Annotated in this window: 22 protein-coding genes; 12 read left to right on the top strand and 10 right to left on the bottom strand. The window is 54.1% G+C overall.

Annotation, left to right across the window (positions count from 1 at the left end; translation table 11 throughout):
• Positions 1-3: 3 nt before the first annotated feature.
• Genes GOV88_RS00280 through GOV88_RS00260 form a run of 5 tightly spaced genes read right to left on the bottom strand, consistent with a single transcriptional unit; the run spans position 4 to position 4,746 of the window.
• Positions 4-1,080, bottom strand: coding sequence for an Ldh family oxidoreductase (locus tag GOV88_RS00280; protein ID WP_171239186.1), 1,077 nt, complete (start codon positions 1,078-1,080; stop codon positions 4-6).
• Positions 1,070-1,942 carry an ABC transporter permease gene (locus tag GOV88_RS00275; protein WP_170383463.1) on the bottom strand — a complete coding sequence of 291 codons (873 nt, stop codon included), beginning with the start codon at positions 1,940-1,942 and terminating at the stop codon, positions 1,070-1,072. Before GOV88_RS00275 ends, GOV88_RS00280 begins: the two co-directional genes overlap by 11 nt.
• Complete coding sequence (locus tag GOV88_RS00270) at positions 1,939-2,748, bottom strand: ABC transporter ATP-binding protein (protein ID WP_171239185.1); 810 nt, start codon at positions 2,746-2,748, stop codon at positions 1,939-1,941. Before GOV88_RS00270 ends, GOV88_RS00275 begins: the two co-directional genes overlap by 4 nt.
• Positions 2,745-3,773 carry an ABC transporter substrate-binding protein gene (locus tag GOV88_RS00265; protein ID WP_171239184.1) on the bottom strand — a complete coding sequence of 343 codons (1,029 nt, stop codon included), beginning with the start codon at positions 3,771-3,773 and terminating at the stop codon, positions 2,745-2,747. Before GOV88_RS00265 ends, GOV88_RS00270 begins: the two co-directional genes overlap by 4 nt.
• 58 nt (positions 3,774-3,831) lie before the next feature.
• On the bottom strand, positions 3,832-4,746 hold the full coding sequence (locus GOV88_RS00260) for a fumarylacetoacetate hydrolase family protein (protein WP_371808203.1): 915 nt from the start codon (positions 4,744-4,746) through the stop codon (positions 3,832-3,834).
• A gap of 141 nt (positions 4,747-4,887) precedes the next feature.
• Here GOV88_RS00260 and GOV88_RS00255 point away from each other — a divergent pair, with 141 nt between their 5' ends.
• The 4 genes from GOV88_RS00255 (at position 4,888) to GOV88_RS00240 (ending at position 9,024) form a co-directional block, all read left to right on the top strand.
• On the top strand, positions 4,888-5,568 hold the full coding sequence (locus GOV88_RS00255) for a FadR/GntR family transcriptional regulator (protein ID WP_170611065.1): 681 nt from the start codon (positions 4,888-4,890) through the stop codon (positions 5,566-5,568).
• A 194-nt stretch (positions 5,569-5,762) separates the two neighbouring features.
• Positions 5,763-6,446 carry a fumarylacetoacetate hydrolase family protein gene (locus GOV88_RS00250; protein WP_171239183.1) on the top strand — a complete coding sequence of 228 codons (684 nt, stop codon included), beginning with the start codon at positions 5,763-5,765 and terminating at the stop codon, positions 6,444-6,446.
• Between the two features lie 60 nt (positions 6,447-6,506).
• Positions 6,507-8,042, top strand: coding sequence for an acyl--CoA ligase (locus GOV88_RS00245; RefSeq protein ID WP_171239182.1), 1,536 nt, complete (start codon positions 6,507-6,509; stop codon positions 8,040-8,042).
• Positions 8,043-8,046: 4 nt separating this feature from the next.
• On the top strand, positions 8,047-9,024 hold the full coding sequence (locus GOV88_RS00240) for a 2-dehydropantoate 2-reductase (protein ID WP_171239181.1): 978 nt from the start codon (positions 8,047-8,049) through the stop codon (positions 9,022-9,024).
• 499 nt (positions 9,025-9,523) lie between these two features.
• Here the strand turns inward: GOV88_RS00240 and GOV88_RS00235 are convergent, their stop codons facing one another.
• Positions 9,524-10,198, bottom strand: a complete 675-nt coding sequence (locus tag GOV88_RS00235) for a TetR family transcriptional regulator C-terminal domain-containing protein (RefSeq protein ID WP_254449130.1) — start codon at positions 10,196-10,198, stop codon at positions 9,524-9,526.
• An 88-nt stretch (positions 10,199-10,286) separates the two neighbouring features.
• Between GOV88_RS00235 and GOV88_RS00230 the strand changes: the two genes are divergently transcribed.
• From GOV88_RS00230 to GOV88_RS00195, 8 genes are read left to right on the top strand one after another with little or no spacing between them, the layout of a single operon-like run.
• A complete protein-coding gene (locus GOV88_RS00230; RefSeq protein WP_170549885.1) occupies positions 10,287-11,156 on the top strand; it encodes an ABC transporter permease in 870 nt (289 codons plus the stop codon).
• A complete protein-coding gene (locus tag GOV88_RS00225) occupies positions 11,153-11,941 on the top strand; it encodes an ABC transporter permease (protein ID WP_170752062.1) in 789 nt (262 codons plus the stop codon). The genes GOV88_RS00230 and GOV88_RS00225 overlap by 4 nt, the downstream gene beginning before the upstream one ends.
• The gene (locus GOV88_RS00220; protein ID WP_171239180.1) at positions 11,938-13,035 is read left to right on the top strand and encodes an ABC transporter ATP-binding protein; all 1,098 of its coding nucleotides are present in this window, start codon (positions 11,938-11,940) and stop codon (positions 13,033-13,035) included. The genes GOV88_RS00225 and GOV88_RS00220 overlap by 4 nt, the downstream gene beginning before the upstream one ends.
• 19 nt (positions 13,036-13,054) lie before the next feature.
• Positions 13,055-14,116 carry an extracellular solute-binding protein gene (locus tag GOV88_RS00215; protein ID WP_234899375.1) on the top strand — a complete coding sequence of 354 codons (1,062 nt, stop codon included), beginning with the start codon at positions 13,055-13,057 and terminating at the stop codon, positions 14,114-14,116.
• 60 nt (positions 14,117-14,176) lie between these two features.
• The gene (locus tag GOV88_RS00210) at positions 14,177-16,240 is read left to right on the top strand and encodes an FAD-dependent oxidoreductase (RefSeq protein ID WP_171239179.1); all 2,064 of its coding nucleotides are present in this window, start codon (positions 14,177-14,179) and stop codon (positions 16,238-16,240) included.
• On the top strand, positions 16,237-17,469 hold the full coding sequence (locus GOV88_RS00205) for an aromatic ring-hydroxylating dioxygenase subunit alpha (RefSeq protein ID WP_171125941.1): 1,233 nt from the start codon (positions 16,237-16,239) through the stop codon (positions 17,467-17,469). Before GOV88_RS00210 ends, GOV88_RS00205 begins: the two co-directional genes overlap by 4 nt.
• Positions 17,462-19,024, top strand: coding sequence for a trimethylamine methyltransferase family protein (locus GOV88_RS00200; RefSeq protein ID WP_171239178.1), 1,563 nt, complete (start codon positions 17,462-17,464; stop codon positions 19,022-19,024). Before GOV88_RS00205 ends, GOV88_RS00200 begins: the two co-directional genes overlap by 8 nt.
• Before the next feature lie 52 nt (positions 19,025-19,076).
• Positions 19,077-20,381 carry an aminotransferase class III-fold pyridoxal phosphate-dependent enzyme gene (locus tag GOV88_RS00195; protein WP_234899391.1) on the top strand — a complete coding sequence of 435 codons (1,305 nt, stop codon included), beginning with the start codon at positions 19,077-19,079 and terminating at the stop codon, positions 20,379-20,381.
• 327 nt (positions 20,382-20,708) lie between these two features.
• Here the strand turns inward: GOV88_RS00195 and GOV88_RS00190 are convergent, their stop codons facing one another.
• The 4 genes from GOV88_RS00190 to GOV88_RS00175 form a co-directional block, all read right to left on the bottom strand.
• Positions 20,709-21,578: an ion transporter gene (locus GOV88_RS00190; RefSeq protein WP_171239177.1), complete on the bottom strand. Its 870-nt coding sequence runs from the start codon at positions 21,576-21,578 to the stop codon at positions 20,709-20,711.
• A 97-nt stretch (positions 21,579-21,675) separates the two neighbouring features.
• Complete coding sequence (locus GOV88_RS00185) at positions 21,676-22,866, bottom strand: low temperature requirement protein A (protein WP_171125976.1); 1,191 nt, start codon at positions 22,864-22,866, stop codon at positions 21,676-21,678.
• Between the two features lie 795 nt (positions 22,867-23,661).
• Entirely contained in the window at positions 23,662-24,534 is an 873-nt protein-coding gene (locus GOV88_RS00180) for an amidohydrolase (RefSeq protein ID WP_171124874.1), read from the bottom strand.
• Positions 24,531-25,532, bottom strand: coding sequence for an ester cyclase (locus GOV88_RS00175; protein WP_371808186.1), 1,002 nt, complete (start codon positions 25,530-25,532; stop codon positions 24,531-24,533). Before GOV88_RS00175 ends, GOV88_RS00180 begins: the two co-directional genes overlap by 4 nt.
• Between the last annotated feature and the right edge of the window lie 155 nt (positions 25,533-25,687).

Raw genomic sequence — 25,687 nt, 5'->3', positions numbered from 1 at the left:
CCGCTAGTCAGTGTTAACATCAGGAAACGGGGGAGTCAGTCCACAGTCCAGGGCGAGACTGTTGAGGTCTCGGCAAAGAGCGGAGTTGAGGCTTACACCGTCTTTGCGACGGGCCTCAGCTGCAGCCGTTTTTCCGTCTCCGGGCAGGCGTACCGGGTCATGACCGGGCAGGGGGGCGGATGCGCGCATTTCGGAGAAGACGCGGGCTGCATTCGAAGCAAAGTCTTTTTCCATTCCAAAGGCCGCCGGATCAAGCGCCATTACGAATTGCCCTGTGTTTGTGGGTGAGGTTGTGTCTGATGTGAAGTTGACTACGTCAGAGCCGAAGGCAGCGCCGTTCAAGACTCCGGACATCAACCCTATGGCCACGGAAAGGCCGAAACCCTTCGGACCTCCGATCGGCAAAAGAAACCCTTCTGATTTGCGGGCAGGGTCCGTTAACGGATTGCCATCACGCCCAACCATCCAACCTTCGGGCATAGGTTCGCCTTGCTGCAACAGGGTCTTGATCTTACCCATCGCGGCAACTGTCGTCGCCATATCAAACACAAACGGGTCGGGGCCAACGGCAGGCGCAGAGAAAGCGATAGGATTGGTGCCAAGAAGCAAGTCGCTTCCGCCATAGGGTGGAACGTGGTTAGCACTGCCCACCGCTGCGGCCATGCCAAGCATTCCAGCTTCGGCTTGTGGGCGCACATAAAGTGCCAAAGGTCCAGCATGATTGCCGCGCCGAACACCGACCCATCCGATACCTGCCTCTTTCGCCTTTTCTATCGCAAGATCTCGCGCCGCCGACATAGCCAAATGCCCAAGGCCGTCATCGCCGTCAATCAACGCGGTCGCGACAGACTGATGTATGACGGTAACGTTTGGTTTGGCGTTGCACCCGCCTCCGGCCAATCGGGCAAGATACTGGCGCAAGCGAAAGACTCCATGGGTGCCATATCCGAATATGTCGGCCTCAACCATCGTCGAGGCCACCTGATCTGCATCCGCTTTTGGAACACCTCGAGTTTCGAGCGCGCTCGCCACAAATTCACGCAAGATCTGGCAGTTTATTTTCACTGGCTCAGAAGTCATCTCTGCCAACCTGCTCTTTGTGCCAGAACACCAGTTTTCGCTGTGTCCAAACCACCGTCGCAAATACAGCGAGACCAACGAGACTTAGGTACAGGATCAAGGAGAACACGCGCGGAGTATTGAGCTGCGATGCCGCAACACGGATCAACTCACCAAATCCCTTACCGCCCCCTAGGAACTCTCCTGTGATCGCGCCTGCCATAACACCAACTGCTCCGATTTTAAGGCCGGTGAATATCTGCGGCAGACCGGTTGGCAGCTTCATCTTGATCAATGTCTGCATCCGGCTGGCGCCCATCGTCTTGAACAACATGCGCGCGTTTTCGTCGGCGGCGTGAAGTCCGGCCGCAGTCCCAACCACGATTGGAAACGTCGCGATAAAGGCCGCAAGTGCCACCTTGGATTCAATGCCGAAACCCAACCAAGCCACAAAAAGAGGAGCGAACGCGACTTTCGGCATCGTATCGATAGAAACCAAATAGGGCATTACTGCCTTCTCGCCAAAGGCTGTTTCGCCAACCAAAACACCCAGCGAAAATCCGATCGCGATTGCCAGCGCAAAACCATAGATGACCTCTTTGATGGTAATCCACAGTGCCCCAAGCATGTAGCCGCCGGTCAAAAGGTTTTGCCCTACGAAGATCATATCTTTGAGGGTCTCCATCGGCGTCGGTAGAATGATCGGAGAGACCAGCCTAAGGCTGGTCACAATTTGCCAAGTTCCGACAAAAACCACGAAGACAAAGGTCATCGCCAGCCAGCGAGGAACCGAGTCGATAAAGTGAACCTTCTGCTCCCATACAGTGTCTTCTGAGGGGGCAGCGTCTTTTACGGAAGGTGAGTAATTCTGAACTTCGCTCACATTTCTTCTCCCTTATCAAGGAGGCTGCGAATGTAGTCTACGATAGCGCCGAATTTGGGTGTCGTCATCATGTCGAGTGTTCGTGGGCGTGGCAGGTCGACCTCAACGATTTCAGCAATCCTGCCTGGGCGCGGTTTCAAGACGACGATTTCGTCAGACAAAATAACAGCTTCCTGAATTGAGTGCGTCACAAGAAAAGCAGTCGCATCCTGTTCCTTGCAAATCCGCTGCAATTCCATGTTCATCATGTCGCGTGACAACTCGTCGAGCGCGCTGAACGGTTCGTCCATCAATAGCACGGCTGGTTCCGTGATCAGCATTCGGCAGATCGAAGCGCGTTGTGCCATACCGCCTGACAATTCGTTCGGATATACGTTTTCGAACCCTTGCAAACCTACGATGTCCAAAAGTTCGTGCGCCTTGGCCATAGCTTGCTTGGCCGCCGCTTTTCCATCGCGGATCTCAATTGGCAAGACGATGTTTTCCACCGCTGTTTTCCAGGGGAAAAGCGTCGCTTGCTGAAACATCATACCGATGTCCCGGCGGGTCCCAGTGACTGGTTGCCCCTGAAGGATTACACGCCCTTTGGTGGGCGGGATCAGACCCGCCATGATCTTTAGTAGAGTTGACTTGCCGCACCCGCTGGACCCGATGACAGATGTGAAGCTTCCTTTCCGAAGCGTCAGATTGATGTCCTCGAGAGCAACAACAAGATTGCGTGCATAGGTCTTGCTTACATGGGTCAACTCATAGACCGGCGTGCCCAAAGGCGCGCCGGAAAACTCATGTGTGACTACAGCGTTCATTTGCTGACAGCCGCGTTTCCGATGGCAGCAAACTCGTTGGTCCAAGCAGCGCTCAGGTCATCCAACGGCCCTGGGATTTCGCCCCCTGCAACAAGTGCGTCTTGCCATTCCTGCCAAACTTCGGCGGGGTACCATCCCAGGCCATTGCTCGGATCCGCCGCGATAGTTTTCGAGCGTACGGCATCGAACAGTGCTGACTGGAACTCCTTGTCCTCGCCTTCCTGCGGGTTGCCATCCGCCAAATGCTTCAAAACAGCTTCACGGTTGGCATCATCCAGTGCAAATGCATGACCACGTGTGAACGCGCGGCTCCAAGCTTCGACCAATTCACGGTCGTTGGCGATTGTGTCAGCCATTGTGGCGATGCCGTTACCGAAGAAACGCCCGAACTCCGCAGGCGTGATGTCACGCACCGCCATTCCGCGCTGGTTCAGAATTGCCGTGTCAGCCGTCGAAGCAGAGTAAGCGTCGATTTCGCCGTTTAGGAAAGCCGCGGTCGCCGGGCCACCGTCGCCGACGGTAAGGAAGGTAAAGTCTTCACCCTCTTTCATGCCTGCTCCGGTCATCACGTTACGTGCAAAGCCTACTTCTGCGCCATCGGCCGTACCTGTTCCGATAACTTTACCTCGAAGCTCTTCAACACTTTGGATGTCAGAGTCTTCTGGCACGGCTATGCCAAAGTTGCTGCGTGCCGCAACGTTGTAGATGTGTACGGCATCTACATCCCGCGACCGTGCGGCAATTAAGGGGCCAGGACCGGGGCGACCGAAGTGAGCCTGTCCGGCGGACAATGCTTGAAGCACGGCTCCTGAGCCGTTGATCGCCTCGACGGTCACATCCAACCCTTCATCAGCGAAATAACCTTCGCCGATGGCGACAAAAACCGGAAATGAATTGATTGCCGAAGGGCTTGGCTGCACGAAGGTAATTTTACGCAAGTCCTGCGCAAAGCCCTGTGTTCCTAGTGCTCCTGCTACCGGAACCGCCGAAAGCAAGGACGCTGTGAAAGTCCTTCTGTTCATCATTTTAGTCTTCCTCCCTTGCATGGTTGGCAACCCGCAGATTCAGCTATGCAGGAGCCACTTAAACGACGCGCACGGTATTCCTGAGCGTGCCGATTTCTGAAATTTCACAAACCACAGTGTCCCCGTCTTTCAGGAACTGTGGTGGGTCCATGGCGTATCCGACACCAGACGGTGTTCCGGTCGCGATTACGTCGCCAGGTTCCAGGGTCATACCTTCTGAAAGGGATGCGATCAGCGTTGGAATGTCGAAAATCATGTCCGACGTCGATCCGTTTTGGCGCTGTTCGCCGTTGACTGTTAATCCGATTGATAGAGCGTGCGGATCGCTGATTGTATCAGCGGTCACTATGCAGGGGCCCAATGGGCAAGACCCATCTAAACCTTTGCCTTTGAAATACTGCCCACCATGTCGGCGTTGAATGTCGCGTGCGGTGATGTCATTGAGGATCGTATAGCCGTATACATGGTCGTATGCGTCAGCCTTGGCTATGTTTCGCCCCGGTTTTCCAATCACAACTGCCAGTTCAACTTCATAGTCAATGGCTTGTGAGACCGAGGGGAATATCAGAATGTCTGCCTCTGGCGCCACAATCGATGTCGGCGGTTTTGTGAAGAAGACCGGATGTTCTGTTACGCCAATTTTTTGGTTTTGGGCACGTTCGCCCTCGGCGATGTGTTCAGCATAATTGCGCCCGACACAGAAAACGTTCTTACGCGGGGAAGGAATTGGTGCCAGAAACGGCACGTCATCCGGGACCAGTGCGTCGTTTAGATTACCCGTTTCGGCCGATGAAACGAGGGTTTTCAAAACGCCAAGCGTTTCTTTTCCGCCTGCGATCAGATGCTGCATTGAACCTGCGTCCAGCGCTTCGCCAAGCACTTGCGCTGCGCGCAAAACGTCCAACTTGCCGCCATCGTTTAGTATTGCCACGCAAACGGCGTGGCCCTCTACGGAAACAGTTGCTAACCGCACTCGGCACTCCTCCCTCGTGCTTGTGTCAAGACGTGGTCACGGATCCTGTCCGGCGACTCGTTTCTTGCTTTCCTCTTGCCCTTGAGTTTTTTCCGACTTGGCGTTTCAATCAATCAACCAATCGCTAAATTGGGTGGAGATATGAGTGCACCAACCGAACTCGCGCACCGCGTACGCGACCTGATTAACAATGCCGGATACAGGCATAACGACAGGCTCCCACCTGAACGTGAGCTGTGTTCAAAACTTGGGACCACTCGCAATCAGTTGCGAAGAGCGTTGGCAGAGCTTGAGGCCCAGGGGCTGATCTGGCGTCATGTGGGGCGGGGAACATTTGTTGGATCCAGGCCGGTTCTCAACCTCACCGATGTAACTTATTTGGGCAACCAAATTAAACCTGAGCAGGTTGTATCCGTTAGATTTACGATCGAGCCGCAGCTTAGCCGCCTCGCAGCGCTCCATTCCACACGTTCCGATCGAGAGCAAATGAGGCTATGCGCGGACAAATGTCGTACCGCAGAGGATTGGCGCACGTACGAAGCTTGGGACAATAATTTGCATTACGCTATAGCCCGCTCCACTCGTAACCAACTCTTTTTATACTTCTTTGAGACTTTAAATTCGGTTCGAAGATCGATTGTTTGGGGGCAGCCACGCGAAACTTTAAAGCCCGCAGAAGACTATTCCAGCTTTAGCGAACATGATGTGATCGTGTCTGCCATAGCAAAGGGCGACTGTGAGCTTGCGGCCAGTGCCATGGTGGATCACCTGAAATCGGTTTATTCGCGGGTGCTGCCTACGAGCATCCAGTCCGACAGCTGAAGTAGCGCTGGTGCCCAACCAATTCGGGAAATGGTCGGGGCAGATTGTAGCCGTTGGTCTTGCAAAACAGCCTGAATTTTGGCGATGACTTGGTAAGCCGCCGCGTCCGTTTGAATGTGGCGTGGCATCGATCGGAAGGTAACTGACCGTTCGGAAATCCGATCTTTGGCAGTCAAGCGTTCAGGAGGAAAGCGATGTCCGATCATGTAATTCCCGCGCCGCAGGTGCATGTCATACCCGTATCGGGGGGCGGCACGTTCCCTGTCCGGCGTGTCTACTGCATTGGGCGAAACTACGCGGCGCATGCAATTGAAATGGGCCATGACCCGAACCGGGAACCTCCATTTTTCTTTCAAAAGAACCCAAACAATTTGGACCCTTCAGGGGAATTCCCGTACCCTCCGCACAGTTCCGACGTGCACCACGAAGCAGAAATGCTTGTTGCGCTCAAGTCCGGCGGCACGAATATCTCGGTGGACGATGCATTGGATCATGTCTTTGGGTACGGCCTTTCGCTTGATATGACCCGTCGCGACCTGCAAGGGCAGATGAAAAAGATGGGCCGCCCGTGGGAAATTGGGAAAGCGTTTGAGCGCTCGGCGCCATGCGGACCAATTCACAAGGCATTAGAGGTCGGGCATCTCGACAGAGGTCCGATTACTCTGACGGTGAATGGTGAAGTTCGGCAAGAAGGCGACTTGAACCAGATGATTTGGAAAGTCCCCGAGATGATCTCATATCTGAGCGACTACTTCGAGCTTGCGGCCGGGGACGTTATCCTTTCAGGGACACCTTCTGGTGTTGGTCCCGTCAACCGAGGGGATGTTATGGTCTTGGCCGTCGACAAGCTGGGCAGCCTGAACGTACGCGTGACTTAGAACCTGCTGCGACGAGCTAACATTGCGAAAGAAACCGATGCTTGCGTAAACGGATAACAGATGCCCCATTTAGTCGTTGAATTGATTGCACACCATGCAGACACGGCAAATGCCATTGGCGCTCCTGGCCAGCCTTGGTTGAGCTACCTTGGTTTGCGCGAGCATTGCGCGAAGGTCAAAGAGGATCTGCATCAGATCGGAATAGGGCGCGGCGACAGGGTGGCAATTGTGTTGCCTAACGGACCAGAGATGGCGACGGCATTCATATCCGTCGCCCAAGTGGCGACGACGGCGCCTTTAAACCCTTCTTATACTATCGAAGAATATGTATTCTATCTCAAAGACTTGAAAGCCAAGGCTCTTGTAGTAAGCGAAAACGAAAGTGGCCCAGCCGTGCAAGCGGCGACTGAACTGGGTGTGGCCGTCTTGCGGATTTCTAGCGATAGTTCTAGTCCAGCTGGACAGTTTTCCGTTTTGGCCTGTGACCCAATTGGAGTGGCTGATACATCAGCGCCGGGTGAAGATGACGTCGCCCTGATACTCCATACATCAGGAACAACGTCGCGCCCCAAGATCGTTCCTTTGACGCAGGCCAATATCTACTCGTCGGCACGGAACGTGGCTTCGTCTTTGAAGCTGACAATCGATGATCGTTGTCTAAGCATCATGCCGCTGTTCCATATCCATGGGTTGATCGCAGCAGTCGCGGCTTCTTTAGGCGCCGGATCGCAAATTAGCTGCGCCCCTGGGTTCAACGCTCTTAGCTTTTTTTCACAGGTCGCTGAGGTTGATCCGACATGGTACACGGCGGTTCCGACAATGCACCAAGCTATTCTCGCCCGAGCCGCCCGAAACCAATCAGTCATTGAGCAATCGCGCTTGCGTTTCTTGCGGTCGTCTTCCGCGTCGTTGCCCGCGCCGGTCATGGAAGAGTTGGTGGCGACATTCAATGCGCCTGTCATCGAGGCCTACGGTATGACTGAGGCCACGCATCAAATGTGTTGCAACCCGCTTCCTCCACAAAAGCAAAAGCCCGGATACGTCGGAGTAGCAGCGGGCCCTGAAGTCAGAATTGCAGACGAAACGGAAAATGTATTGATCGCTTCGCGGGATGTCGGAGAAATCGTTATCAGCGGTCCGAACGTGACCCCTGGGTATGAGAGCAACCCGCAGGCAAATGCAGACAATTTCTTTGAAGCGGATGGAAAACTCTGGTTTCGCACCGGTGATCAAGGGTCGTTCGACGAAGAGGATTATCTGCGACTGACTGGACGCCTTAAGGAGCTTATCAATCGAGGTGGAGAAAAAATAAGTCCACTTGAAGTTGACGCCGTGCTTCTAAGCCATCCGGACGTTGCTCAGGCAGTTTGTTTTGCGGTTCCCCACGAGAAACTGGGCGAAGATATAGCGGCGGCGGTGGTGCTCTCAGAAGGAGCGACGATTGAAGGTCAGGACGTCCGGGATTTTGTTGGCGCACGGCTCGCAAAATTCAAGGTGCCGACTTCAGTGGTTATTCTCGAAGAGATACCAAAAGGTGCGACTGGTAAGATACAAAGGATTGGGCTGGCCGCTAAATTGGGACTGGCAAAGGCTTAGACACATGAAAGTTTGCATCTTTGGTGCCGGAGCTATCGGAGGTTACGTTGCCGCGAGGCTCGCGCAGACTGACGTCGACGTCAGTGTCGTTGCACGTGGCCCACATCTGGCTGCAATGCAAGAAAAAGGGCTGACTCTCCAAGAGGATGGGCAGGACCCAATCAACGTGCCAATACGCGCCTCGGACAATGCCGCCGATCTCGGCCCCCAAGACTATGTCTTTATCACACTGAAAGCGCATTCCGTTCCAGCAGTTGTGGACTCGATCCAGCCACTGATTGGGGATGAAACGACAATAGTGAGCGGAGTGAACGGGGTACCCTGGTGGTATTTCCACAAGCTGGGCGGTCCATTCGAGGGGACGAGATTGTCATCTGTAGACCCGGGAGACGCGCAATGGAACGGTTTCGGACCGGATCGTGTGCTTGGGTGTGTTGTTTATCCGGCCGCGGAAGTCATTGCTCCGGGATCGATCAAGCATGTCGAAGGCAATCGTTTTTCTTTGGGTGAGCCCGATGGCACTAAATCAGACCGTGCCTCCAACCTTTCGGCTGCATTGTCCACCGCCGGGTTGCGCGCGCCCGTAAGACCAAGAATACGGGACGAAATTTGGCTGAAGCTATGGGGCAACTTGTCGTTCAACCCGATTTCCGCACTTACCCACTCTACACTTGATGTCTTGTGTACTGATGAAGGTTCACGCTCCGTGGCACGTGGAATGATGCTAGAGGCTCAGGAAATCGGTGAAGAACTGGGGGTTAGGTTCCCGATTGATGTCGAAAAGCGCATTGACGGAGGAGCGGCTGTCGGAGCACACAAGACCTCGATGTGGCAGGATTTGGAGCTGAACCGACCTATGGAAATTGATGCCTTGGTCACTTCAGTACAGGAATTGGGGCAACTGACCGGGATCGCAACACCCACAATCGACACTGTTGCATCACTGATAAAACTGAGGGCAAAGGTCGCGGGTCTTTACTAAGATTCTGCTGGCGATCATCTGAAGAGATCAGTTCTGAGCGGGCGGGGAGCTGAATAGCGATCCGGCGCTACAAAACGCAGATCTTTCAAGCGTAGTGTCAGAAGAACTTTGCTTGGGCGGGGCAGGAGTTTTGCTTGCTTTTGCCAATGCCTAGACCTGCCTCTTTCAAATTCTTAAAACCAATCTCGAGATCATCCACCTTTCGGTGATGCTGTACATCCGCTTTGTCCGCAGAGCAGTCGTTGATGCAATACGCAGCGAACGTCTGCTCTGAGCCCAAAGGCGACTTAGGCTACGGGCGCAGCATTTGTCGTTTTGGGCGGAAAGCGGTCTTTCGCTGCACGTGCAATGGAAACCTTTCTTCGGGGGAAAGCGGGCGTTGGATTTCGTCCAATGCACGGGGGTGTTGCATTTAGACGCCAGGGAATTCGCCAATACCAGCAGTCGGCTTTCCAAGAACATGCTGTTTTTCTGTCTCAAATCTGAGCGTCCCGAAATCTCACAATTTAAATTTTTCGGGGAAAAGTCCGCACAAGAAACGTCTGATAAGATCAACAGAGCGTCGTCGTGAAAAACCCTGCATATCTGTTAGGTAATTGACCCACATACCTTCCAGCAAAGCCAGCGTTCCGGCAGTGGCATCGTCCACCAAGTTTGGGTCACGCTCTTTTTTTTGAGCTATCTCCTTAAACGCAAGCCGCAATGTCTCGACAAGTTTTTGATCCTGAGTGCTGCTGTAGCGGGCAATGCCTGGGTGTGAGCTCGCGATGCCGCGAAATGCATGCCAGATTTTTGTACTTCTTGGATTGAGCAGTGCTTCGGACAGATCCGCCTCGATCACAGCCATCACTCGGTCTTCGGGCGATGCATCCGAGCCCAGATCGGTCATTTTGTCCATCTCGGAATAATATTGGGCACTGAAATGCTGGGCTGCTGCCGTCAGCAAATTGTCCTTCCCGCCGAAATGCAAATGGATCATTCCGCGTGACAAACCAGAACGCTCGCAGATGCAGCTGACCGTCGTCTCGGTGACTCCAATATCCGCGATAGAGTCCAGAGTCGCCTTGATCAGAAGTTGCTTACTGGCATCTGGATCACGTTTCGAGCCACGTTTTCTTCCTCTAACGTTTTCCACTTTATTCAATAATTCCATTTCCTTGATGGCATCACTCAAGTCTTTCTCACAGGAAGATTGACACGAAAGACCGTTCTGGCGCAACATTTAATGGACGATCGTCCATTAGTGACTCGTGAAAATCCGGATGGGAGTTTGGGTAATCTTTCGTAGCGAAGCATCCCGGGGCTATACCCTCAGCGCACCAGCCACGGCTTATGTGGGCTTTCTGGTGGCGGCTCCGTTGTTGATCTTGATCGCCTATTCGTTCTGGACGCAAACCTACGTAACGCTCGACAAGACGCCGACACTAAAAAACTATAGCGACGCGTTTGCTGATCCTCTGGTTAGACACTTAATGCTAAGGTCGATCTGGATTGCCGGAGCAGTTACAGCAGTTACTGTCGCACTGGCATATCCCATCGCTTATTTCATCGCGATGAAGGCCCGTAAAAAGACCATCTGGCTTCTGCTCATCACCATTCCATTCTGGTCTAGCTACCTCCTGCGTGTATTTGCGTGGAAACTCATCCTGGGGTTCAACGGCGTAATGAATTCTGCACTGCTGATGCTTGGTCTGATCGACGAACCGCTCGACTTCCTTCTCTACAATGAATTTGCAGTCGTGCTGACGCTTGCCCATGCTTGGGCGCCATTTGCGATCCTGCCGATCTATGTCTCATTGCAGAAGATCGATCCGAGCTTACTGGAAGCCGCCACCGACCTCGGTAACAGCCCTTTTCAACGCTTCATGCGGGTGACGCTGCCACTAACCATCCCGGGGATCATTGCTGCTTGTCTGATCATATTTATTCCCACGGTAGGTGACTATGTGACCCCGGCACTGGTTGGCGGGTCGGATGGAAAGATGATCGCCAACCTTATTCAGGTGCAGTTCGGGGCCGCCAACAACTGGCCACTCGGCGCCACCCTTTCACTGATCGCGATGCTATCGGTTGGCTTTGTCGCTATAGTGTTTGTAATTACCGCCACCCGGCTAGGGAGGCGGATAAGATGAGACGCCCTTCGACCCTGACAGCCTACGCCTTTCTGTATTTGGTTTTTCTTTACCTGCCGGTCCTTTTTCTGCCCTTGTTTTCATTCAACAGCGGCACAATCGTTGCCTTTCCCATCAAGGGCTGGACGCTGGACTGGTATCGGAAGCTGGGCGAACAGGATACCTTGATCCAGGCCCTTTGGAATTCGCTTGGCGTCGGCACCGTCGTGGCACTTCTTTCTACCGCTATGGGATTGTTCGCCGCCCGCGCCTTTGTTCGGTACCGTTTTCGGGGTCAGCGTGCTGCCGAAGGTCTGGTGATGCTGCCTTTGGTTATACCGGGCATTATCGTCGCTTCTTCAATGCTGGTTCTGTTTTTGTTTATCGGTCTTAAGCCGTCTTTGCTGACCGTCGTTCTGGGTCATACATTTCTTGCGCTGCCGTTTTCCGTCTCGATCCTGAAGTCTGCGTTTGATGACTTCGATGCGTCGCTGGAGGAAGCATCATACGATCTAGGTGTCGGCGTGTTCGACACCTTCCGCCGCGTGACGCTTCCGGTCGTTTCCCCGGGTATCGTCGCAAGTTTGCTGGTCACTTTCACAGTCAGCTTCGACGAGTTCGTGCTCGCCTTTTTCCTGTCCGGCAACCAACCAACCTTGCCAGTCTACATCTGGAGTCAGATTCGTTTCCCCGCCAAGCTTCCAAACGTTTTGGCCTTAGGCTCTATCCTGCTGCTTTCATCGGTTCTACTTTTGGTGCTGGCCGAGTATTTCCGGCGCCGCTCATCCGCATCAGGGGTCCAATGACAGAAAAAAACATCATCGAACTCAGGGGCGTCGAGAAACGCTATGGCACTTTTCTTGCGGCTAGCGGGATCGACCTCGATCTCAAGGAAGGCGAGTTTTTCTCACTCCTCGGCCCATCGGGATGCGGCAAAACCACGGTATTGCGGATGATCGCTGGTTTCCAAGAGCCGACCAAAGGCACCGTACTGATCGACGGTCAGGATATGGATGGTGTGCCTGCCAACAACCGCCCGACGAACATGGTTTTTCAGAGCTACGCCATCTTCCCGCACCTGAATGTTGGAAACAACGTGGCTTATGGATTACGTGGCAAGGCCCCCAAGGCCGAAATCGACCAGCGTGTGGCCGAAGCCTTGGAAATTGTCGAGCTGGGCGGTCTTGAGGATCGCGGCGCAAGTGAGCTGTCAGGTGGGCAGCGGCAAAGGGTGGCGCTCGCCCGTGCGCTGATCATGCGACCCAAAGTACTGTTGCTGGATGAGCCCTTGTCGGCCTTGGACAAGAAGCTGCGCGAGCAGATGCAATTTGAAATGCGTAATCTGCAGCAATCGCTGGGTATCACCTTTGTGATGGTCACACACGACCAATACGAGGCGATGACAATGTCTGACCGCATTGGCGTGATGTTCAATGGGCGGCTAAAGCAGGTGGATACGCCAACAACGCTTTACGCCCGGCCCTGCGATCAGCAGGTTGCCAGTTTCATCGGTGAGATGAACATTTTGCCTGCCCAGTTGCTTGAGGAAAATGGCGATACGCTTTCAATCGACGCGAAGGCCTTTGGCCAAATGGAGATTGAAAAAAACCCCAACGTCGCAACCAGCGCCCGAGATATGAACATCGGTATTCGACCCGAACAATTGGAAATCACCTCTGAAAAACCCGAAGACTATCCATCAACTGTTCAGGGCAAAGTCAGCAACGTCGCCTTCTATGGCGAGAACATTCACTACCACATTCAGGTTGCGGAAACCGACAAGCCGATCTCGGTCTCGGTTCCGAACTACTTTCACACGGTTGATTTCAATCGCGGCGACGCAGTTTGGCTGGGAGTCCAAAGCGCCAGCGTGATCGATCTTGGCACTGACACAGAATAAGACAATGGGAGGAAAAAAATTGAAACTTCAGGGAATTGCGGCCTTCGCATGTGCGACGGCAATAAGTACAGGAAGCGCCAGCGCCGGTGGAGCTGATCTGACGGTATTTGACTGGTCGGGATATGAAGACCCGGGATTCTTTGCCAGCTACATGGAAAAATACGGGAATGAAGCACCGAGCTATTCCTATTTCGGTAGCCAGGAAGAAGCCTTTACCAAGCTAAGCTCCGGATTTACAGCTGATTTAGCGCATCCTTGTTCCGACGCGGTCAGAAAATGGGTCGCAGCCGATCTGATTCAGCCGCTGGACGAAAGCAAGCTGACCAATTGGGCGGATGTGCTGCCCGAGATCAAGGAGGTCGACGCCATCGTTCTGGACGGCCAGCTTTACATGTTGCCGTTCGAATGGGGGAACACGGGCCTTATCTATCGCACCGACAAGATCTCGGGGGACGATATCTCACTGCAATTGCTGGCCGACCCGGCTTATGCCGGTAAGATCGCTATCCCGGATGCCGCATCATCTGCTTATGCGTTAGCGGCGCTGGCTACTGGAAATGCTGACGACTACACCAACTTGAGCGATGAGCAGTTCAAGGAAGCGTCTGACTTCCTGCGCTCGATCCACCCGAACATGCGCTTTTACTGGTCCGACGCAGGTCAGTTTGACCAGGCCATGACCAGCGGCGAGATCGAATTCGGTTGGGCCTGGAACCAGTCAGAACTAAACCTGATCTGGAATGAGGTGCCTGCCGCGATGATGCGAGACGTCGACAAGGGTATCGCGACCTGGGCGTGCGGCTACGTGCATCTGAAATCATCCACGACACCGGTCGATCAGGTCTATGATCTGTTGAACGCGCTTACCGACCCGGCCAGCGGTCAGTACATCATCGACAACTGGGGCTACCCGCATTCGAACGCAAAAGCGTTCGAAGTTGCCGATCAGGCCAACATCGAAGCCTATGGTTTCTCCGATCCAAAAAGCTTCTTCGAGGGCAGTTTGTTCTTTGATGCGGTGAACCCCGAGCTTGAGGCAAAAATGCTGGCGGAGTTTGAACGGATCAAAGCCGGCTTCTGATTCAACAGTATCTCCGGGGCCAACCAGCCCTGGAACACAAACACAGGAAAACGCGTGAACATGTCAGACGCGAACCCATATGGTATGCTCTTGGAACCGGTTCAGATCGGGCCAGTCACTGCCAGGAACCGCTTCTATCAGGTGCCTCATTGCACCGGGCTGGGGCACCTCCGACCAAGGGCGGATGCTGCCGTTCGTGGAATGAAGGCCGAAGGCGGGTGGGCGGTGGTTTCCAATCAGGAGACCGAGATTCACCCGACTTCTGACCTTTCTCCTTACGCCGAAGGGCGGCTATGGGACGCGCGCGATGTGCCCGCGTTGCGGCTGATGACAGACGCAGTGCATGCACATGGTGCGCTGGCGGCTATCCAGCTGGTTCATAACGGCAATCATGCGCAAAACCTGCTTACCCGCGCCCCGGTTCTTGCACCTTCCGAAATGTCTGTCGACACTACACACCCCAAGCAGGCGCGGGCTATGGATAAAGCCGACATTCGGGAATTTCGCCGTTGGCACCGCGAGGCCGCCTTGCGCGCGAAAGATGCCGGATTTGACATCATTTATGTGTATGCCGGGCACAACATGACATTGGCGCAACATTTCATGCTGCCGCATATGAACCAGCGTAGCGATGAATATGGTGGGTCGCTCGAAAATCGCGTGCGTCTGACACGTGAACTGCTGGAAGACACTCACGAAGCCGTGGGCGACAGCTGCGCTGTGGCGTTCCGTTTTGCTATTGATGAGATGATGGGTGCCGGGGGCATGCAGGTAGCAGAAGAAGGCCGCGCCGTTGTCGAGCTTTTGGCCGATCTTCCTGACCTATGGGATGTGAATGTGGCTGACTGGTCCTATGACAGTGCTACGACTCGTTTTCAGCCAGAGGACGGATATCAGAACGCGTTTCTGTCCCACGTTAAACAGATCACCCAAAAACCTGTGGTTGGTGTCGGTCGCCTGACATCCCCCGACATGATGCTGTCGATGGTCAAAAAAGGAATTGTCGACCTTATCGGTGCCGCGCGGCCATCCATTGCGGACCCTTTCATACCAAAAAAGATCGGGGAAGGCAGGATCGACGAAATCCGCGAATGCATCGGCTGCAATATCTGCGTGTCGTCGGACAATCTGGGTATCCCGATCCGATGCACTCAAAACCCTACGATGGGTGAGGAATGGCGACGCGGTTGGCACCCCGAGATCATCGCGCCGAAAAAGAGCAACGCGGATACTTTGGTTGTTGGCGGTGGCCCTGCCGGTCTTGAATGCGCCATGCAGTTGGCAAGGCGAGGATATCAGGTGACCTTGGCCGAAGCGTCAGCCGAATTGGGCGGGCGGGTTACGAAGGAAAGCAAACTTCCCGGCCTCGCAGCTTGGTCCCGCGTCGTCGACTATCGTCTGCATGATTTAAAGCAACGCGGCAACGTTCAGCTTTTCACTGACAGCAGGCTTGATGGCGATCAAGTGGCAGAGCTGGGCGTCGAACACGTCTTTGTGGCCACCGGCAGCCTTTGGCGAACCGACGGCATGGGCCGTAACACCCAGCGCCATGTGCCCCAGATCGAGCAAAGCGCCAATGTGCTGACGCCTGATGACATAATGAATGGTGTTCTACCGCCTGATGGCCCGGTCATGATCTATGATGACGATCATATCTATCTGGCAGGAGTGATCGCCGAAAAACTGGCGACGGCAGGATACCAGTTGGTCTTTGTCACGCCGGAGAATTTGGTTTCAGCTTACTCCATCAATACTTTGGAGCAGCCTCGCATTCAGGCCCGTCTGATGGAGCTTGGTATCGACATTCGTTGCAATCAGGTGCTGACGGCGGTTCAAGGTGACATGGCCCGCATCGGTTGTGCCTTTACTGGTCGCGAAATGGATATTCCATGTGCCTCGACAATTCTGGTCACTGAACGTCAGCGTGAGACGACGCTATATGACAGCTTGCGCGGGCTCAGGTTGAAAACCGTCGAACTTATTGGCGATGCCGCTTCTCCAGGGCTGATCGTCGACGCAGTCTTCGCGGGCCACCGCGCGGCCCGTGATTTTGAACGCCCCAAGGCAGAAGCAGACCAGGATTGGTTTCGCCGCGAGATAATCGATTTGGAGGAAACGAGATGAACAGCCGACCGTTTGAGTTGGATGCGCTGATAGCCTCGCACCAGTACGGCCACGCCCTGCCGCGCGAATTCTATACCTCCCAAGACATCTATAACTATGACATCGCCCGGGTCTGGAACCGCAACTGGCTTTGGGCAGGTCACGTCAGTCAAATCCCAAGCCCCGGTGACTACTTCCTGTTAGACTATGGCCCGGAGAGCATTATCGTTGTTCGCGACCGCGATGGCGACATTCGTGCTCATTTGAATGTCTGCCGCCATCGCGGATCTCGCGTCTGCACTGAACAATCCGGCAACGCCCGCGTTCTTGTTTGCCCCTACCACGCATGGACATATGAGCTATCAGGAAAACTTCGTGCAAGTCACAATATGGGGGAACAATTCGACCCGTCAAAGTTTGGGCTTCTTCCCGTTCAGGTGAGTGTCTTCAAGGGCCTGATCTTTGTCTGTGCCGATGCAAACACCCCATCACTTGATCCTGTCCTCAGCAAACTTGAGCCACTCGTCGAACCCTATGGCCTGAACGATTTGAAAGTAGCGCATACCGCGTCATTTCCTGTTCCCGCGAATTGGAAACTAGCGGTTGAGAACTACCTTGAATGCTACCACTGCGGGCCAGCTCACAAAGAGTATTCTCGCTCCCATAGCTTGAAATCACCGCAAGACATGGCTGGTTTGGTCGAACCGCTAAAGGCTAGGGCTGTAGAAGCCGGGCTGTCACCCAATGAATTGACTCTTGTCGGCGACGCTGCGCTGACCCCATTTACCAGCGGGTACTATCGTCGCTATCCGCTTTACCAAGGCTACAAAACCGGCAGCCAATCGGGCGAGGCACTTGCACCATTGCTTGGAACGCTCAAAGGCTTCGACGGTGGCGCAACTGACTTTGATATTGGTCCGTTGAATTGGTTCCTGATTTATTCGGATCACATGGTCGGCTACCGCTTCATTCCACGAGGCTTACAGGAAACCGACATTCAGGTGGTCTGGCTGGTTCGCGCTGACGCCGAAGAAGGCGAAGACTACGACAAAGAAGACCTGACCTGGCTTTGGCATGTCACATCTTTGGATGACGAACGCATCATTCGCCACAACCAGTCCGGCGTAAATTCTCAATACTTCCAACCGGGCCCCTTGGGCGAGATGGAAACCTCGATCCAGGACTTCTACGATTTCTATTTCAACATGATCAGCCCGGACCCAGAACAAAGGATGTCCGGTCATGGCTGAGGCAAAATCACGCCGTCGCGGCGGCGGCGGACGCGCCGCGCGCATCAAGGTTCAACAGGCTACCACGGGCAATGAGGCCGTACGTGGAGGCCTAAGTGGCGGCCGCTATAAACCGCTGACCCAAGCAGATATGGAGAACATCCATCAAGCGGCCTTAACCGTTGTGGAAAACACGGGCGTTACCGACCATTTCCCGGAATTGCTTGATCTGGTGCTTCCCAAAGGCGCAGTTTTGAATGACCTCAATAGGCTGTGCTTCCCCCGCGCCCTTATGGAAGACATCCTGGCGGCTGCCGCCAGGGAGTTTTATGTCTATGCCCGCGGTGAGCGTGCAGGCAAAGACGACATGCATTGCTCGGCCGAGAGTGTCTATTTCGCCAACTCTGGCACCGCCGTCACAACCTTCGATTCCGAGACCAAGTCCTATCGTCCATCGGTTCTGCGCGACGTTTATGATTTCACCCGACTAGTGGACCGCTTGGACAACATCCATATGCTGGGCGACACAGTTTTGGCCACCGACGTGACCGATGATTTCGCTCACGACATGAACACCATATATGCGATGCTCGCAGGCAGCCAAAAGCCTGCCTGTCTGACCTTTCGCGACCGCAGCCATATCCCGCATGCCATCCGCATGTTTGATTTGGCTCACGGTGGTGAAGGGGCTTTCATGAAGAAGCCAAGCGTCATATTTGGCGGCTGCCCAATGGTTTCCCCCTTGCGGATCGGCAAGGAGAACATGGAAATCCTGATTGATACTGCCAAACTTGGTCTAACTGTCGATCTGGCCGTGCCTCCTCAGGCCGGGGCCACAGCCCCCGCGACGCTTGCGGGAACACTGGTGCAAACCGTGGCCGAAACGCTGGCCTGTGTTGCCATTGTAAACCTCATCACACCGGGCTGTCCGGTCTGCTTTGCCGCCTGGCCCTTCATCACAGACCTGCGTAGCGGATCGTTCACCGGCGGCAGCGGTGAACAGGCTCTCATCGGGGCGGCAGCCATTCAGATGGGCAATTTCTACGGCCTTCCCACATCCGTTGGCGCAGGCATGACCGATGCAAAAATACCCGACGCGCAATACGGGTTGGAAAAAGCACTGACCTTCACGCTTGCCGCCCATGCCGGTGCCAATCGTTTGTGCGAGTTCGGCGGTATGATGGGTAGCCTGATGGGATGCAGCTTTGAAAGTATGGTCATCGATGACGAAGCGGGTGGTATGATCCTGCGATCGTTGCGCGGGATAGAGGTCACGGATGAAACCATGGCGGTAGATGTGATCCACCAGTGTGCCATCGACCCAGGTCATTTCCTCGGTAACCCTCACACGCTGAACTATATGAACACCGAATTTGTCTACCCGCGGCTCATGGATCGTGAGCGTACAGATACATGGGAAAACGAAGGCAAAACTGATCTATTGGACCGCGCCCGTGACAAGGCCAATTCCATTCTCGACAGTCATTTCCCCAACTACTTCGGCGCCTCAGACGCTCAGGTGCGCGAAGAGTTCCCAATTGTGATGAGCGCAGAAAGCATGGCCCGCCGTGGATAACTCTAACGCCAAGCACTGGGACAACGACCATTTCCTGCACCCGTGGGAAGGAATGGCAACTTTGGGCAAAAGCGACCGCACTTTTATCGAAGGTGCCAGCGGCATCCATGTGGTTAACGAAATAGGCGAACGCTTGATCGACGGACCAGGCGGGATGTGGTGCACTCAGATCGGTTATGGGCGAGAGGAGATGGCCGAGGCCATGGCTGAGCAGGCTCGAAACCTCGCCTATTTCTCTCCCTTCAACAACGCCAACTCAACTGCCGCGCTGTTCGCACGCGAAATCGCCAAACGTGCGCCGGGCGACTTGAACAATGTCTTTTTTACCACCGGCGGTTCGACTGCGGTGGATACGGCCATCCGCTTTGTCCACTTTCGAAACAACCTTTTGGGTCGGCCCGAGAAAAAGAAGATCATTTCAAGGCAAAAAGCCTATCACGGAAGCACTTATCTGGCGGCCAGCGTCAGTGGAAAAGAGCGTGACAGGCTTTGGCTTGACAAGGCGGATGACCTCGCACATTTCCTGCCCGACGTGAATCCGCTCTACCGTTCACCTGGTCAAAGCGACGAGAGTTTTCTAAAGGAGAAAATTTCCGATCTTGAAAACGCCATTGTAGCTCTTGGCCCCGAAAACGTTGCCGCTTTTATCGCCGAACCGGTTCTGGCATCTGGCGGCGTGATCGTGCCGCCGAATGGATACCACAAAGGCTGCCTAAACATCTGCAAGAAGTATGATGTTCTATATATCTCCGACGAAGTGGTGACGGCATTTGGGCGATTGGGCCATTGGTTTTCGTCAGATGCTGTTTTCGGCATTCAGCCTGACATAATCACTTGTGCCAAAGGAATGACATCTGGGTATGCGCCGATGGGTGCCGCGGTTATCTCTGACCGATTGATCGCAGACGTTGGAGGAAAAGATGCGACCTTCTCAAATGGCTACACCTATTCTGGTCATCCGGTTAGCGCGGCTGCGGGTTTGAAGAGCATTGAGATCATAGAGCGGGAAAAACTTCTCGAACACGTTCAAAAGGTCGCTCCGGTTTTTCAGGATCAGCTGCAGCATTTGCGACAGATTGATATCGTTGCCGATGTGCGCGGGATGGGGTTGATGGGATGCGTACAATGCTCAGTCGATGGTGATCCCCGGAGTGATCTGGGATGCGACTACGAGATTGGCGGCCAGATCGATATAGAATGCCAAAAACGTGGGTTATTAGTTCGACCTATTATCAACATGTGTGTTCTTTCACCGCCCCTTATCATCAGCGAAAGTGAAATCGAGCAGATGTTTTCTATCTTGCGCAAGGGGCTTGAAGCGACACGAACGTGGCTTGGCGGAATCAGTGAACAATGAAGAGCTTGCGCCACTGTTGCGGATGTCCGCAGACCGGTATGCCACCGCAGCATTTGAATTCCGTCCTAAATGTCCGCAACGGGCCGTTGTCACACATCCCGACAAAATGACTTATCGGCAGCTTTGTCCGCAAGCCGGTCGTAGCCAAGATTTGGGAGAGCGACCGCTTTTGGTGCGAGCGGTCGTTCCTGTTCGAACTCCGAGTTTTCAGGGGTGAACGTCTGCTCAAAGCCGCTAATCGGTCATCTGAGTAAATCCGTCAGGTGACTGCGTTGAGCCCGAAGTGGACGCCCGACCCAAGTCAATTGAGGGTGTTTCTTAGAAAAGTCATTCTTCGTAAACAGGCTTGGTATTTTGGGTCGTCGGTTGGCCACAGGTGGGGCAGCGATCGACCTGCGACACCGTTTCGGCATGCACGCGATTTCGTATGTGGTCAGCAGCGCGGCGCGACAGGCCCAATTGCTTGCGAACGGCGTCAATAACGGCCTCGTCCGCCTCACAGATATCCCCGTCTTCTAGGGCTTTTCGAAATTCACGCTCTAGGCTTGCGCGTCGGCGATGCAACTGGTCATTTAGACCGCTTGCGATGATCCCTGCAGGCAATGCGGCCATACCTATGCCGATCACCGTGATCGCTGCTCCGAAGACCTTCCCCGCGACCGTGACCGGGGTCACGTCGCCATAGCCAACGGTCGTAAGTGTCGCCATAGCCCACCACATTGCCGCCGGGATTGAGCCGAATGCATCTGGTTGCACCTCATGCTCTGCCAGCCAAGCACCGCTTGCGGCAAATATCAGCATCACCATCAAGATAAAGAAACCGGCGAAAAAAGCGCCAGCCTCTTCTTCAAATACAGCGAGAAGCATGCCGAGCGCAGGCGAGTACCGAGTGAGTTTGAGTAGCCGCAACATACGGAAAGTTCGAAGCAGTCGCAGGTCAACCGGAAAGATCAGGTAAAGCAGCGCAGGCAGCACAGCCAGTAAGTCGATGATCGCGATCGGAGACACAGCCCAGGAGGCGCGCGTTTTATAGCTTGGGTTCTCGGTCGAGACCCAAAGTCTGGCAACGTATTCGACCACGAACACGAACAAGGAAAGGCCTTCGAACAGGTTAAGCGCGAAACCCCAACGAGCATAGATGGAAGCGACCGTCTCAAGGATAACTGCAGCTACGTTCAGCGTGATCAGGGCGATCAAAGCTATTTCCAACAACCAAGGGCCTGTGGCTGCCCGGTCTGGGCGCTCCAGCCACCAATAGACCCTCTGCCTCAAATAGCTTGAATCTGTCACAGCCTCACCCATCTCGGAACTTCATCCAGGCGCGCGTCAAAGGTATGGCGATCTGTGATAGCAAAGCTGTCCCCCAGATCAGGTTACCAACCAATGAAGGAACATGTGGGACGATATAGAAACAGGCAATTGCCAGAACGATCCCAAACACTCGGATGTCCCAGCGCCCGAAGTCTGAGGCCAGGCGGTGCTCAATGACGTTCTGAAGCACCCAAAGCATGGCTATGTATCCGGCAAGACCAAAACAGCCAATGGCTGCATATTCGGTTGGGTAAGGCTCCCAAAACCCGACCTTGACCTCCGCTGCAAGTGCCACGCCAACCATGACGCCGCACAACATCAGGACCAGGTGCGCAAGCCACCAGATGACTAAGGTCGACACTTTTTTGTCTTTTGGTTTGGCGTTACCGACAAAGTCGAAATAAATCCAACACATCACAAACATCGAAACGCCGCCGATAACGAAGTTGACCAGCACATCAGGTGAAACTTTATAGATGCCCTTCTCTGAGAGAGTGACGACCAGTTTGAAGAAGCCTTCACCCAAAACGATTAGCGTCAGCAGAGCAAACCGCTCTGCCATGTGACCAAGGCGCGGAACGAACCGCTCGAAGCGTAGGACAGTGACGCCTGGGATCATGTACATTGCCTGAGTAGCGACCATCGCGACAGCAAAAACCCAATAGGCAAGCGGTGCCGGCAGAAACGCTGTGATGGCGAAGATCACCGCAAAAACCGAAAAGTTCCGAATCTGCGCTGCCGACATCGACTCGCCGAAAGAATTGACCCGCCTGGCGCGATAATAAAGCGCCGCGATCATGGCTCTGTTCGCAGAAAATCCTAAAGCAAAGAAAACCCAGCCCTTGCCGTCTATAGCCGGAATCGCTGCAGCCATAAACATCACCGTACAAATCATCACCGACATAATCAGGCGGTGCCAGAAATCGGTGCTGACATAGATCGAATTGAAGATGCTGAGTTCACCCCAAGCGTACCAGAGCGTGATGAAGACTCCTGCGAACACAAGAAACCCATGAAAATCAAGGTGGTGCGACAGGTAGTTGCCCAATAAGAAGATCGTCACAACATGGATCAGGTCATAGAATAACTCGGCCCAATGGACGTGGTCATGCGCGTGGTCAAGATCTTGATGATGTTGGGGCTTTCGCCACATAGGGTGATCATGCAGGGCCATAAATAGGGAACTCTAGAAGTTGATTGATTGAAGTGGTCGACAGATGGCCACTCCGCTTCGGTAAATTCAAGACTAAGGTTGTCCCGGAGACTAACGCTGTGCAACCCCTGCAATGACATGGCTGAGGTGACCGACCATTGTGTCCGCAAAGCGGTCACTCGCCTTCTGTCTCACAAACGAAGTCTGCTGTTACGCTGACACGGCTAGTATCAAGCAGAGCCCAATAACCGCTTTCGACTAAGATTCCGTTTGGAAGCATCACGAAAGTTATCACACTAGCGCCACGCTCGCCGAAGCTCTCTGACCTTTGGCATGCAGACAAACCGTTTCGTTGGTCATTGCACTTGAGCAACCATGTGCGCTTGATGTCGTGGTCACCCCAGGTAAATACACCCTGATCACCGGTAATGCTGTAAGTGTGATTTGGGCTGTCAGGGTGAGTGCAGGACATCTCCAAAGAAACTGCCGCCGTACCAGCAAGCGTCAAAGTGGTTGCGGTTAGAATGATCCGTTGCAAGGTTGACATGCGTCCATTGTGCATCGCTTCTGTTGCGCATCGCAAGCTCTCCGAAACCGATGGGCCGTTGGTGGCATCGGCCTTTGCTTTGAATGTCTGCTCCGTCCACGTAGCAGTCGTTCACGCCGGGTGCAGCGAACGTCCGCTGCGAGCCCAACTGGACCTTGCTTCTTGGCGCAGCATCCTCCTCAATGGGCGGAAAGCGGCCATTCGCTGCGGCTGCAAAGCTGACACTCTTGAAACTACGCGGAAGCCTTTTAGTTCGCGTGCGTCCTACCCTAATCGATGTAGTAAAAGTGCCTTGATGAGTTGCAGAAAACGTCGGTGTGGTTCTCCCTCGGGATAAGGAGTTGATATCGATGAGCAAGCTCTTCGTAAGTAGACGAAAGGCTATCAACCGGAAAATTTGATCCGAACATGCAACGATCTGCGCCGAATTTTGACAAGCAGGTCGAAACGATGTGGGAGACGCTTTCTGCGCTCCAGTTGTGGTCAAACATCCCGAGGCCAGAAAGCTTACAATAGACCTGTGGCAGGTTCGACAGTGCCGTCAGCGCGTCCGCCCATTTCTGTATCCCCGTTGCGGACCGGTCATGGGGCGAGCCAGCATGGCAGAGCGCGATCTGCGTATCCGGGGCCTTCGCAAGCACACTTGCGGTTTGTTTCATCAGCTCGGGCAACAGTTGAAGATCAAAGGACAAACCGCGCTCGCCCAGTTGCCTCAGGCCAGACAGGAACCTTGGGTCCTGAAGCAGCGCATTCGTGCCCGTTTTTGCATCCTCTCCCGGGGCGCGGCCAATGATTTGACGCACGCCGCGCACAGACGGCAACGTTTGGAGGCGGTCAAGCTGTTCGCTCAAATCACCAGCAGTCAGGTCGCAGAAAGCAATCTGAACCAACGGCCAATCCGGGGACTGATCGGCCACTGACTGCACCCATTGCGCCTCGGCCCAAGGATCGGCTGCGCCGACCTGAACGTGAACCGATGCGGTGAAGCCTTGAGCCTGGGCATCTGCGCGAAACTCCGGCAACAGATAGTCCCGTTGAATCGAGGCTGGGTCGCCGAAAAAGCGGACGGCACCTTTTTCCATGAGCCAGGGATAGGTTACGGCCGTAAGGTCCCACAGATGGTGGTGCGCATCTATTCTCATGGTGTTTCGATTCCTGTGGTGCGGCCCAGAATGTCTACCCCTTGCCCTTTCCAGAAATGCAGCAAGTCGATGAAAATCCAATTCTCGGCCAGCTTGTCGCCTGCGCGGCGATAGATATCAATCACCCTGAACTCACCGGGTTTTCTGGTGGCTGGCATCCCCATAAACCCACCCGAAGGAATTGCAGTGAAATTGGGCCAACCAAAAAAGCCGCCATAGTGCCCCTCGGCCAAACGGCAGATATGGCTGGTTTTTGTCCGGTCTGTGAAAGTGGCCCGGAAGGGGCCCGAATGTTGCCTTGCGTATCGGTCGATTGAGTAGGTCGCGCCAATCCCCTCTGGGCCCCACCAGATCATGTCATCATGCCAGGCTCGGGCCAGTTCATCCTCAATAGATAACCCGCTGTCCCATTGGCCGAGATCCGATATCATTGCGTTGATGACTGCTAAGGTCTTTTCGCCCTCGTCGACAGGTTGTTTGTTCCATAGCAGACCGTCATGGGTCATTGGTCCGGGCTGAACCAGATGCGCCGCCGTTTGTGGTGGAAAGGGGTTCTGTCCGGCCTGAACCATCAGATGCGGTATATCAAAATACATTGCCGTTTCGACAATCCTGTCACCGACAATTTTGTAAAATGCGCAATAGCGCAGGAAAGCCAACTTGCCAGTGGGGCGGATGCCCAGCCACGGCTGGTCGAACAACCCCATCAGATGCCCCATGGATACAACCCAGACATCCGCATCGTCCCGCAGCGAGTTTTGCCCTGCAAATAGGATATCTATGCGGTTTTGCAGCCGTGTCAGGCTGCTTTTCAACGGTTGCCAGAAATACCGGGCAACTTGGTTGGCACCGATGATCTGGTTGAAGGGATGAAAGCCGCGCCACAGCAAATCAGGGGCGCAGAATTGGCTCAGGACATTTGAGGTTTCTTCCTGTGTCGCGGTTTCCAGCGCGTTGTGAAATGCAGAGACAAGGCTTTTTTCTGTCTGAAAGGTCACGGTATTTACCATTGCGATCAAGTTTTACGGTTGGTTTACAGCCGTTGTGAGTCGGGTGTTCCGCGCATTCTTGCATACGTATGCAAAAATGTCTTGCCAGAATTGATAAGTGCATATTACAGTTTTGCAAACGTATGCAAAACGAATCCTTGCAG

It is taken from the genome of Ruegeria sp. HKCCA5491, from assembly GCF_013034565.1.
In the GTDB taxonomy this organism is placed as follows: domain Bacteria; phylum Pseudomonadota; class Alphaproteobacteria; order Rhodobacterales; family Rhodobacteraceae; genus Ruegeria.
The sequence above is the reverse complement of the archived record's forward strand: the minus strand, read 5'-3'. Positions and strand labels throughout refer to the sequence as shown.